The organism is Herbaspirillum sp. FG34 (assembly GCF_057809315.1).
In genome coordinates, this window is sequence record NZ_JBMDJS010000018.1 from 81341 (window position 1) to 92097 (window position 10757).

Annotated in this window: 16 protein-coding genes; 9 read left to right on the top strand and 7 right to left on the bottom strand. The window is 61.1% G+C overall.

Annotated features, from left to right (window positions below; translation table 11 throughout):
* Window positions 1-21: 21 nt before the first annotated feature.
* The 6 genes from ACODSZ_RS19585 to ACODSZ_RS19610 are packed head-to-tail and all read right to left on the bottom strand — an operon-like array spanning window position 22 to window position 6867.
* Window positions 22-780 (bottom strand): hypothetical protein, encoded by a 759-nt coding sequence (locus tag ACODSZ_RS19585; RefSeq protein ID WP_488928351.1) that lies wholly within the window; start codon window positions 778-780, stop codon window positions 22-24.
* Window positions 728-1711 carry a YdaU family protein gene (locus ACODSZ_RS19590; RefSeq protein ID WP_488928352.1) on the bottom strand — a complete coding sequence of 328 codons (984 nt, stop codon included), beginning with the start codon at window positions 1709-1711 and terminating at the stop codon, window positions 728-730. Before ACODSZ_RS19590 ends, ACODSZ_RS19585 begins: the two co-directional genes overlap by 53 nt.
* A complete protein-coding gene (locus ACODSZ_RS19595; RefSeq protein WP_488928353.1) occupies window positions 1708-2718 on the bottom strand; it encodes a phosphoadenosine phosphosulfate reductase domain-containing protein in 1011 nt (336 codons plus the stop codon). Before ACODSZ_RS19595 ends, ACODSZ_RS19590 begins: the two co-directional genes overlap by 4 nt.
* Complete coding sequence (locus tag ACODSZ_RS19600; RefSeq protein WP_488928354.1) at window positions 2715-6227, bottom strand: DNA methyltransferase; 3513 nt, start codon at window positions 6225-6227, stop codon at window positions 2715-2717. Before ACODSZ_RS19600 ends, ACODSZ_RS19595 begins: the two co-directional genes overlap by 4 nt.
* The gene (locus tag ACODSZ_RS19605) at window positions 6224-6553 is read right to left on the bottom strand and encodes a hypothetical protein (protein ID WP_488928355.1); all 330 of its coding nucleotides are present in this window, start codon (window positions 6551-6553) and stop codon (window positions 6224-6226) included. The genes ACODSZ_RS19600 and ACODSZ_RS19605 overlap by 4 nt, the downstream gene beginning before the upstream one ends.
* The gene (locus ACODSZ_RS19610; RefSeq protein ID WP_488928356.1) at window positions 6550-6867 is read right to left on the bottom strand and encodes a CII family transcriptional regulator; all 318 of its coding nucleotides are present in this window, start codon (window positions 6865-6867) and stop codon (window positions 6550-6552) included. The genes ACODSZ_RS19605 and ACODSZ_RS19610 overlap by 4 nt, the downstream gene beginning before the upstream one ends.
* A gap of 96 nt (window positions 6868-6963) precedes the next feature.
* On the opposite strand from ACODSZ_RS19610, the gene ACODSZ_RS19615 reads away from it, so the two are divergent.
* A complete protein-coding gene (locus ACODSZ_RS19615; protein ID WP_488928357.1) occupies window positions 6964-7254 on the top strand; it encodes a hypothetical protein in 291 nt (96 codons plus the stop codon).
* 246 nt (window positions 7255-7500) lie between these two features.
* On the opposite strand, the gene ACODSZ_RS19620 is transcribed toward ACODSZ_RS19615, so the two are convergent.
* Entirely contained in the window at window positions 7501-7797 is a 297-nt protein-coding gene (locus tag ACODSZ_RS19620) for a transcriptional regulator (RefSeq protein WP_488928358.1), read from the bottom strand.
* Window positions 7798-7913: 116 nt separating this feature from the next.
* Between ACODSZ_RS19620 and ACODSZ_RS19625 the strand changes: the two genes are divergently transcribed.
* From ACODSZ_RS19625 to ACODSZ_RS19660, 8 genes are all read left to right on the top strand, one after another.
* Entirely contained in the window at window positions 7914-8588 is a 675-nt protein-coding gene (locus ACODSZ_RS19625) for a LexA family transcriptional regulator (RefSeq protein ID WP_488928359.1), read from the top strand.
* Between the two features lie 108 nt (window positions 8589-8696).
* The gene (locus tag ACODSZ_RS19630; protein ID WP_488928360.1) at window positions 8697-8969 is read left to right on the top strand and encodes a hypothetical protein; all 273 of its coding nucleotides are present in this window, start codon (window positions 8697-8699) and stop codon (window positions 8967-8969) included.
* Window position 8970: 1 nt separating this feature from the next.
* Window positions 8971-9444 (top strand): hypothetical protein, encoded by a 474-nt coding sequence (locus ACODSZ_RS19635; protein ID WP_488928361.1) that lies wholly within the window; start codon window positions 8971-8973, stop codon window positions 9442-9444.
* 155 nt (window positions 9445-9599) lie between these two features.
* Complete coding sequence (locus ACODSZ_RS19640) at window positions 9600-9911, top strand: hypothetical protein (protein WP_488928362.1); 312 nt, start codon at window positions 9600-9602, stop codon at window positions 9909-9911.
* A complete protein-coding gene (locus ACODSZ_RS19645) occupies window positions 9908-10171 on the top strand; it encodes a hypothetical protein (protein ID WP_488928363.1) in 264 nt (87 codons plus the stop codon). Before ACODSZ_RS19640 ends, ACODSZ_RS19645 begins: the two co-directional genes overlap by 4 nt.
* Window positions 10168-10431, top strand: a complete 264-nt coding sequence (locus ACODSZ_RS19650; protein WP_488928364.1) for a hypothetical protein — start codon at window positions 10168-10170, stop codon at window positions 10429-10431. The genes ACODSZ_RS19645 and ACODSZ_RS19650 overlap by 4 nt, the downstream gene beginning before the upstream one ends.
* Window positions 10428-10559 carry a hypothetical protein gene (locus tag ACODSZ_RS19655; protein ID WP_488928365.1) on the top strand — a complete coding sequence of 44 codons (132 nt, stop codon included), beginning with the start codon at window positions 10428-10430 and terminating at the stop codon, window positions 10557-10559. Before ACODSZ_RS19650 ends, ACODSZ_RS19655 begins: the two co-directional genes overlap by 4 nt.
* The coding region (locus ACODSZ_RS19660) for a hypothetical protein (protein WP_488928366.1) at window positions 10556-10757 on the top strand (202 nt) is incomplete at its 3' end. The genes ACODSZ_RS19655 and ACODSZ_RS19660, both read left to right, overlap by 4 nt.

A 10757-nucleotide genomic window follows, 5' to 3' on the forward strand; every position in this document is an offset into this window, starting at 1 on the left:
GTTCTCCTCGGGGTGGGTGGGTTATGCGGGCTCAGCGCCCAAGCGCAGGGCCTCGCGGGCGAATTCGAGCTGGGTGAGTGAGATGCGCTGGCCAGCCTGTTCCTTGGCCATCAGGCGGTGCGCCCAGCGCAGGCCGTCGGCCGGAGCGCCGCTGGGCTTCAGGGCTTCATGCAGGTACTGATCGAGCACGCCCTTGGCCTTGGCCACGGCATCAGCACTGACCGGTGCATGCTCCAGACGGCGCTCCTCGCGGATGGCCGGCTTGATCTCGGGGATCGATTCCCAGCGCATGACCTCGTCCAGAGCGGCGGCGAAGCGCGGCTTCAGGGCACTGGTGCTCAGCGTGGTCATCTCGTAGTACCCGACCTTCTGGGCGGCGTGGTAGATCGCCGGATGGCTCCAGACGTCCTCGCCGCGATTGCGGGCGTGGAGCTGGGCGACGGCCTCGGTGATGGCCGCATCCACGTTCGGGGTCGGGCGGCAGGCTTCCAGGAACTCGGCCCAGTTCGGCACGAAGCGCTTGGCGCTGCAGCCGGCGAGTCCCCGCTTGATGTCGGCGGGCGTGAGGCGCTGCTCCACGATCTTGCGGCCCCAGACGCGCTTGGCGTTCTCGATGCCGGTGTCCTTGTCGTGCTCGATATGCCCGCTGCGGTACGCATCCAGGAACTTGTTGCCGAACTGGCCCTGCAGCTCAGCGAAGACCATCTCGACCACGCGCTGCAGGCGCTCAGTCGACTCGCTGGCCTGTTGTTGCGTCGAAGGTGTCAGGTTCTGGGTCATGGTTTCGTGCTCCGAGTCCGATGGAATTGGCGGCCGCTGCGCGGGACGCGTCTCTGCTGCTGGTGGAGGATTGGGTGGGCGGTGGTCGGGCGCCGGCGACGTTGACCTTCTTGGCCTCTCGCGCCCAACGCTCGATGATCTTCACGACGTAGCCGGGTCCAACAGCCTCGTTCGGCTTGGTGCGGCGGGCGTCATCGCATGCGGCCTGCACGGTCTCCAGGCTCACGCCCTGCTCCGCCAACGCCATCAGCCGAGGGTCTGCGGGTTGCGACAGGACACCGGCCCGGCGCATTACCAGCGAGATTTCCGCGGCTGTCGCAGTCGGTGCGATCGACCCCGGTCCGACCCCAACTACCTGTGAGTCATCGCTGACCGTATTGGCCCCTGGTTTTAATACTGGGGATTGGGTATTGGTTACTGGGTACTGGGTAGCCGTGTTGTCACGCGTGACAGGTGGCGTGACGTCACGCGTGACACCTTGTGACGGCCCCTGTGACTCAGCGCGTGACAACATGTCTTGAAGCTGTGTCATGGTGGCGCTGAAATCTGGGACGATCCCATGCGCACGCAGAGCCTCGAAGAGTTGGCGGCGGCGTTCTCGAGTCCGGCGCTGGCGCTCGCGCTCGGCTTCCTTCTTCGCTTCGCGTTCAGGTTGCGACTCCAAGTACTTTGCGATCACCTCATCGCAACGGGTCTGGTGCCAACCGTCTTCACGCAGCTCGAAGAACTCTTCCAGCACGACTTCAACAGCATCCTTCTCTTCCTTCGTGCGCGCGCCGACCAGGCGCTGCACAGCCTTCAGGTCCGGCGGCATGGCCTTTTCCTGGGCGTAGTACTTGCGGATCAGGCGGCTGTAGGCGGCGTCCTCAATGAACGAGAGGTGCGCTGTCGCCTCGGCATAGTCGCCAATGTGATGCTCGTAGTAATTCATTCGCACAACCCGTAATTAGATGAACACGCTGTGGGCTCATCCAGATCGGTAAGAAGAGAGAATTGCCGGCCGCCACGAGAGGTCTTCGCCCACTGCACGACATGCTCAATGGTGGAAGCCTGGCCTTTATGGCCCTGCGTTCCCTTGTGGAAGAAGGAAACGGGAGAGCGAGGCCGGCACACCTGCGAAACGAGGCGCTCCCAGGCAGCGATCCGTTCGATGTGCTGGGGGAACCGCCTCGCGATCTGCGCCAGCTCGCCCTTGCTGCAGTTGATGCAGGGCATGCAGCCCACGCGGTTCATGCCCTGCTTGTAGAGGGGGTTGGGCAAGATACCGGCGGCGCGGTGGGCTTCGAAGACGTCCGCCACCTCCCATCGCAAGATCGGGCGGTAGATCGCCATGTCGTCGCTGAGCATCTCGTAATGAGGCAGCCAGCGCCGGGCGTCGGATTCGTTCGCGCGCACGCCCTGCCACGACTCGACCAAATAGCCCTGATCGACCAGCTCCAGCTGGTATTCGGTGATCGGGTCGCGCTTGAGGTGCTCGGTGCAGAACTGGCGCTTACGCGAAGGGAATCCGCCTTTCAGCATGCAGAGATCGAGGAAAGGGTTTCCGGTCGGGACGAGCAGTTCCAGAGCTAGTGCAGCGGCCTCCTGTGTCCAGGCGTACATGAACTTGCGCTTGCCATAGACGGCGGACTCAGGCTCGCCAGCGGCTATCCGGGCCAGGTTGGCGCGCTTGGTGGCGAACTCCTCGGAAAAATCGGCCTTCACCACATCGACAGTGATGTCCAGGGCCTGTGGCAAGTACTCGAGCGCATAGGCGTAGGTCGCCTCATGCTCGTTCCCTGTATCAGCGAAGACGAAGCGACAGGCCTCCCGGCCGTGCAACTCGATGGCCATCAGGGCGGTGGCCGTGCTGTCCTTACCGCCGGACAGGCTGACGACGTGGAGCTTGACCACGTTGCCTGGCGTTGCGTGCGCCCAAAGTTGCTGTCTCGCGCTCATGCAGCACGCTCGATTTCATCAAAGTCGAACAGGGTCGGCATGCTCACCTCGCGCTCAATGGCACGCAGGTAATGGACCTGATCGAGGAAATAGGCCGGATTCAGCTCGGACCCGCCGGCGCGGCGGCCGGCCTTGATGGCGCGCACGCCAACGGTGCCCAGGCCGTGGAACGGGTCGTAGACCAGGTCGCCTGGGTTGCTGTAGCGCTCAATGAGCCGGTCCACGATGTCGAATTGCAGGGGGCAGTTCTTCACGATGCAGCCTTCCGCCGTGAAGCTCTCGTCTTCCTCGACGCGCAGACACCAAACTTCCTCAACGCCCGCAGGTTCTGCGCTGCGAACCTTCTTCCATGCGCCATCTGGCAGCAAAAACGGTTGCTTTCGCCGTGCTTTGTCCGGCAAGTCGAACGACAACACCCACTCCTGCCGCGTCTGGACCTCGCGGCCGTCAATGACCTTTTCGCCTGCTGAGCGGCCAGGAGCAAGCGCTGCGATGGATCCGTGAACACGCTGTACGAGCATTGACATGCCAAGCAGAAGGGCGCGAGAAACGCTGGTCGCCATCCAGCGGTCACGGCCTGCAAGATAATGGCCGTCACCGGACAAATAGCCCTCCAGAACCGCTTTCGCCTGATCAATCGGCAGCGTCAGCAGGCTCGGCGCCAACTGCTTGCCGCTTGCGCCTCGCCCGCAATGGCGCAGCGTGTCCACTGCAAGGTAAGACAGCCCCTTGAGTCGGAACTGAATGGCCGTGCGCTCAGAACGCGTGCCAGCGTGATCGCCGGCCATATTCAAGAACTCAGCGACCTTTGGCTCTCCAATACTTACGTGAAAGTCGCCCCGCGTTCCCACATGGCCATCAGCGAGCCAGCGGCCGATCAGCCAGCATTCCTGCTGCGTCAGTGCGCTGGCTTCGACAGGCGGCAGCTTCTGGTTGACGTAGTGGCCGACCGATTCCTCCGCAGCCACCCAATTAGGTGTTGCGCGTTCGGCGGCATCTCGTTCCCGTGCACCGTCCGCCCGCCGCGTCCACAGTTTGTGGTCGGGCGTCAAACGAAGCCCCGATACACCCTGGGCACGCAGATCGACCACCTCGCGCACGCCCGTCTGGCGAGCCACCAAAACCTGGCGCCAGCGCCCACGATGGGTCAACACCATGTTGCCAGGCTGCACATCCTCAATCGGCACATATCCATCGCGTGTCAGGACCAGCGAGCCGCGAGCGAGGCAGATGTGCTTCTCGACTGCGCGGTTGGCCTGCTCACCGTTGAGAGTCTTCATGCGCAGGACGTCGTGCCACACGTCCGGATGATGGCTGCCGGGCGCCAGGCTCATGAAGGTGCTGGGCAGCGCCTGGCGCTCAAGCAGCTGCTCGCCCACCTGCACGTGGAAATCGAAGTCGTAGACGTTTTCGAGGCTGTGCTCGGTGAACATCTTGGCCAGCTTCTCCGGGCCGTAGGCGGCCATCTCGTCGGCCGACAGCAGACGGTTGCCGCTCGAGCGCCAGAAGGCGTGCGCATCGACCTGCCAGCGGGCCAGGCTGTATTCATCCTTCGTCTTCTTCACCGGGACATCGGCGTAGCCGCGGGAGCGGTCAGTCTGCGGCTTGTGGAAGAGCAGGACGTACTCAGGGGACCCCACACCCATCTTCGTGCCGTCCTTGCACATCTCGGTGTAGCCCAGGCGGTAGGTCTGGTTGTTCTCGCGCACCACGTCGGTGACCACGGTGATCATGCCCATGTAGTCGAAGCCATGCTTCAGGCCGTGGAACAGCGCCTCGGCGTGGAACGGGCTGACGGTGGGCACACCGGCACCGGTGACGTTCCCGAAGTTGATGCGGTCCTTGACGTGGCAGCAGTAGATGCGGCCAGGCTGCAGGATCCGGTGCAGCTCGGGGGTGAGGAAGTCCATCTGGGCCCAGAAGTGGGCATTGTCCTGGGTGTGGCCGAAGTCGTTGTAGCTCGGGGTGTATTCGTAGTGGTTGGCGAAGGGGATGCTGGTGACGATCAGGCCGACCGAGTTCTCGGGCTGCAGCCGGGCCTCGGCCACGCAATCATTGTTCGCCACGGTGAAGCGGTCGCCGCGCACCTCGATCCGCTCCACGCCGATCGAGCGGGCCAGCGTCTCCTGCATGGCCAGCTGGCTCAGGCCGAATTTCCGGATAATTTCTGTCATCTTGTTGCCCATTTCGATGTGCTGGTCCCACTTGGCGCGCAGGGTGCGCAGGACCTCGCGCTCGGATTCCGTGTGCACGATATCGATGCGCACGCGGTGGCGCTGGCCAAACCGGTGTACACGGTGAATTGATTGCAAAAAGTCATTAAATTTGAACGAGATGCCCGCGAAGACCTCGCGGTGGCAGTGGCGCTGCAGATTGCAACCGGAGCCGGCGATGATCGGCTTGGTGGAAAGCACGCGGCACTTCCCATCGCTGAAGTCACGGATGCGCTCTTCGCGCACCTCGAGGTCCTGGGTGCCCCAGACGCTTACCGCTTCCGGAATGGCCTGCTGGATGGCGTGGCGCTCGTCTTCCAGGTCATGCCAGACGATGAAGTGATCTTCCGGATCCTGGGCGACCAGGTCGGCCACCAGCGCCACGCGCGCCGGCAGGCTGTTGCGCTTCTCTTCTGCGGCCGCAGACAGGCCCATGGCCACGTCGGGGATGAGCAGGCCCTGCCCGTTCTTCTCGGTACCGGCCGCGCCATAATTGCTCGGCACCTCGTGGTACCGGACATCCAGCTCGGGGAGCACGTAGCCCTCGTCGCTGTGGCCCAGGTCGCTGGGACGCTGAATGAACACCGCCCAGCTGGCTACCCACAGCCAGAACTCCTGTTCCTTGTGGGGGTACAGCGTCAGGTTCCCGGCTTTCTCGGCATCACGCTGAAAGAAGCGGGTCAGCGCCTGGCCGGTGTCCATGACGCCCAGGTAGCCGGCATAGTGGATCAGTTCCTTGAATCGGTTCGGGCTCGGCGTGGCCGTGGCCACGAACTTGAATTCGACGGGTGCAAACGCGGGGAGGAATTCCTGATAGGTCTTGCTGCCGTAGCTGCGCAGCACGCTGGCCTCGTCCAGGCTGGTCGCCCGGAAGCGGGAAACGTCGAGCTTACCCTCGCGGATGCTCTCGTAATTGGTCAGGTAGACGGTGCGCTCGTCACCGATCTCGGCGTCCGAGCGGATGAAGCGCAGGTCCATGGCGCAGTCGCCGGCGAAGCGCTCGGCGGCCTCGCGCACGAACTCCTGGCGCACGCCCAGCGGCATGCAGATCAGGCGCAGCCCGGGGCGATGGATACCGACCTGGCGCATGATTTCCAGCTGGGTTGCGGTCTTGTGCAGGCCGAAACTGGCGAAGATGGCACGCTTGCCGCCCTGCACCGCCCAGCGCACGATGTCGCGCGTGTGGGGCTTGAGCGAAGGGTTGATCTGCTCCAGCGGCACGTCAAAGCCGCGGAAGCTGGCCAGCTTTATCTTCTGGCGCAGGAATTCTTCGTAGGTCGTGGCCGACACGGTCATACAGCGGCCCTCAGCAGGTGACGCATCGACCAGACCAACGGCGGCACGATGGGCCCGGCCAGATCGGCGGGAATCTCGAAGCGGTCAGCTTCGACGTGGCTCACGTGGCGCGTCTCATCATTGAGCGAGTAGCGAAAGGCGTTGTACTTGGTGCGGTCGACCTTCAGCGCTCCCCTTTTCACCAAGTTGTGAATGACCTGCTGAATACCCTTCTCCGTGGACAGGCCCAGGCCAAGGACGTGTTTCTGGATCTCGCCCAAGCGACTGCCCGGGTTCGCTTCCAGGAAGGCAACGATCTGTTCTCTGATGGATGGGTCGTTTTTCACAGCCGGATGTCCTTCTGCATATCGGCCTCCAGGTATCGCGCGGCCAAGTACTTCAGGCCGGACAGCTCCTTCTGGCTGATGACGACGGAATCGGAGGCGGCGACCTGGAAGCCGATGGCAGCCAGCAGCAGGCAGAACTGGTCCAGGCCGGATTTGAGGCGGCTGACCGTGCTCGGGTCGACGTTCATGCAAGTCGCTGCATGCTCCTGCGTGACGTGCGCAAGGCGCGACAAGATGTCGGATTGAATTCGTGCACCGGTCTTGCGGGTAATTTCCGCAAGGTCCGGCGAGACTGGGTCTGCGGCGGTGGTCATGGATGCACCCACGAAGAAGAATAAGGGCGCGCGTTCGCCTCCATGCCACAATCAAGGCTCTCACCCCTATCAACTGTGTTCATGAAAGGAACGCGCATGGAAACGTCAATTGGCTTTAATCGCATCGTCATCACTCCTCATGACTTCCAGGAGGGCGGGATATCGCCCTACATGCGAGTCGATATCCAATTCGAAGAAACGATTGCGCAAGGGCAAGAGCTTGTGTCCGTGTCTGTTCTGATCCGAGGAGGTCAGAAAACGCTGGCGGGCATTCAAACTGAAGCGATTGACCGTGCGCAGGCACTACTTCAGCGAGTAAAAGATGCCGGGACGTTCCATCAAGCTGATGGATCGTCTTTGCAGCAATGGAAAGAGTTGGGGGAGTAGTCGCCTCTCCGATCTGGTCACCAGCAGCGTGCTCTTCGGCTGCTGGTTCCAGCTCTTCCGCCGTGCGCTGCATCCGGCGTTTGCGCGCAGCTTCCAGATATTCGTCAGTCATCCATTCCGGCTTCTCAATGAGGCCGAGGTGATAAGCAAGCAGCTCCAGCGCGCGCACCTGGGTCGGATCTGGCGTGGACGACTTCGGAATCCGGCTGGGAGGACGGGGAAGTGGGCGCACAGGGCGAATGGGCTTCACGACTGCACCTGTTCGGGGATCGGAGCTCGTGCGGCGGCAAGTGCGTCCTCGGCTGAGCCGAAGATGGCCGGGTTCAGCTCATATCGCGTGACCCGCTTTTCGAGGAAGTCCTCGATTTCGCGACAGCGCTCCGGCGGCGCAAAGCCCTGAGCGGCCCATTTCTGCACTGCTTGTGGCGTCACGCCGCTGCCGCCCTTGGCCTCGGCAATCTGGGTTATGCCCTTGGCCAGTGCCGTTTGGCTGCCGGCAAGGCGCACTGCCTTGGCAATGCCAGTTTCATCGATGAGGTCCATGGTTGTAATAGACGAGTTAGTTACAACCGTAAGTTACAACAATGATCGATTTTCTACAACCAAAATTTGCAGTGCAATTTACAACGGCTATTTGTAATCTCGCGAGAATGGAAAATATGAATGACCGCATACGCCAGGCACTGAATGCCAAGAACGGTGGCAACCAGTCCGAGATGGCCCGATTCGTCGGCGTCAGCCCGCAGGCCGTGCAAAAGTGGATCGCTGGCGCCTCTGAGCCGCGAGGGGACAATCTTCGCCTGACGGCGAAGTACCTTGGCGTGTCCGAAGTGTTTCTCCGCTACGGCGACGCAGAGGCACCGACGCTGCCGAAGAAATTCACCCGGGTGGTGGAGCACGATCCGGACAATCCCGACTTTATAGAAATAAAAAAAGTGAAGTTGAAACTGTCTGCCGGTATCACCGGCTTCGAATCAATCGAGGTGCCGGACGAGGGGCGTCCGATCACCTTCCGCAAGGAATGGCTGCTGAAGAAGGGTTACAGCGCCGCCAAGCTCATCGCCGTGGGAGTCAAGGGCGAGAGTATGGAGCCAACAATGTCCGATGGGGATACGGTCGTCATCAACGTCGCCGATACGGTACCGAAGGACGGTGAGGTCTATGCCATCAACTTCGACGGCGAGGACATCATCAAGCGCATGGTGAGGGATTTTGGCCGCTGGTTCTTGGTTTCAGACAATCCGGACCAGAAGCGGTATCACAGGCACGAATGCACCCAGGCCACCTGCATTGTGATCGGAAGGGTTGTTCTATTGCAAAGAGAGCACTTTTGAGTGCATCATCTCGCCGTCCATTGAAAAAGTGAAAATAAACGCAAGATGAACGGCATAAAGGGGCTTTCTCTGACTTTTGTGTCTTACCATTTAGGATAGTATTCGGGCATGGCACTCTTCCTTGCGACTCCACTCACAGCAAACCGCGATCGGCTTGATCACGCGATCACGGTGGCCATTCCTGAGACCGACCGTTATCGGACGAAGAGCGGTACTTGGATCATTAAATATGAAGGTACCAGCCGGGAATTATCCGACAAGGTTGGAACTACTAACACTGAACCCACTAGGACTGAGTCGGCAATGTATACGCTGATTTCCGGCTACTACGGACGAGGTCCGACCGATATGTGGGAATGGATGAAATCGCGCCTCAGCTGATATGGCGACCCGACAAAAGGCCAATCCAAAAGCCACTTCCAGCGCAGACCGTACCCCAGGGGAGGGCACGGATGTCGCCACGCCGCCATCACTTGCCGCTGGTGGGGACTATTCGCAATTCGTCTGGACTCAGCTCAGTACCATTAGCCAATCAATCGGACGATTGGAAGCCCAAATTGACGGTCAAAAAGACCTTGCGAAAATGCAACATGATTCGCTGAAGGCCACTGTTGACTCTGTGAAAGCTTCTTCGGATGGCATCAAAACTCGAGTAGACGAATTGCACGCCCTTAAGAATATGATCTTAGGCGGAGCTATCGTTATAGGTTTCGTCTTCTCAATTCTTGGATTCGCAATTCCGAAGATCTGGGATTACTACTTCAAAAACAAGCCTGACATTGTTGCCACAACACCCTCGTTGCCCGCAACAGCTCCTCAGCCTCTCCCTGCCCCCTCTTCCGCGCCAAAGCAGTAAATCCACAAAAAGATAAAGCCCAGATTTCTGGGCATTTTTTTGCCTAGACCATCTACAACTTTTTTTCACAATTTCTACAACTTTCTGTTGCAGAACCAAATCGCTTGTTGTAACCTTTGGTTGTAGTTACTTACAACTGAATGCTGGAGCAAGCGATGCCCACCACCCCTACTCAACCCCAGATCGACCCCGCAATGATGTATCTGCGCGGCCGGGTCGCGCACTGCAACCACTTCATCGACCTGTACGGTACCTATGACTCGCTGGCGAAGCAGTTCAAGGTGCAGCAGGTCGCGCTGACCCGCACGCATATCGACATCACCGACTTCTTCACCCGTGCCGACTTCATGGCCTGGGACGCCCTAGTCAATGAGGACGGTGCGGGCGAAGAAGAGGCCCTGCAGCGCCTGGCCGAGGCCAAGGAACAGCAGCGGGACGAGCACGAGTTTGCTGGGGTGGGCGCATGAACGCCGCCGTCGAAGTGCTGACCGATCACGAACATGCGCTGGCCGGCCGCAGCGGTGTCGATGTACGCACCCATGCGCAGGCGTCCGCCGTGAAATCTCTCATCGCCGCCGTGCGCGCCGAGGAGGCTGTAAAGCAGGCTGACCTGGTGCAGGCCCTGCAAAACTGCCTGGAAATGCTGTATCTCGAGGGCTACCGCTCCTGCCCCGGTACCACCGTGGCCGATGCGGAGGCCGCCCTGGCCAAGGCAGGTGCCCAATGAGCTCCCACCGCCAAGCCCTCGAACAGATCATGCGCCAGTGCGCGCAGTCGCGCACCTACACCCGTCGAGTCCAGGTGATCAACGATATCGCGATGAAGGCCCTGGGCATGACCTACGGCCAGCGCCATGAAGAGCACCTGTCGATCATGACGCGCATCGGCGATGAGCCGGCCAAGCAGGCCTACCTGGCCCGCCGGGCACGCGCGGCCGAAAAGGCTGCCGCCAACGCCGACATTGATGCGGACGGAGCTGCAGCATGAACTTCCCCGCCCTTTTCTTCCTGGTCCTGATCCCAGTGATCGCGACCGCAGGCATTCCCCGTAACGCAACCCTGGTCCTCATGGCGCTGTGCGCCGTGCTGGCCGCTTTCTCTGGAGCCATAGCATGAGCCATCTGCATTTGATCGACTGGCGCGCCGGCGTCGATACCACCAAGAAGCCGCGCCCGACTGTCTCCCGTCTGCGCCGGCGCGCTGTTCGGGTAGCGAAACGCTGCGCAGTGCTGAGCCTGTATGCGGCTGCCATGACGGCAACCGCCATCTTCACGCTGGTCCTGCTGCAGGAAGCGCTGCGCGAGCCCCTGACCA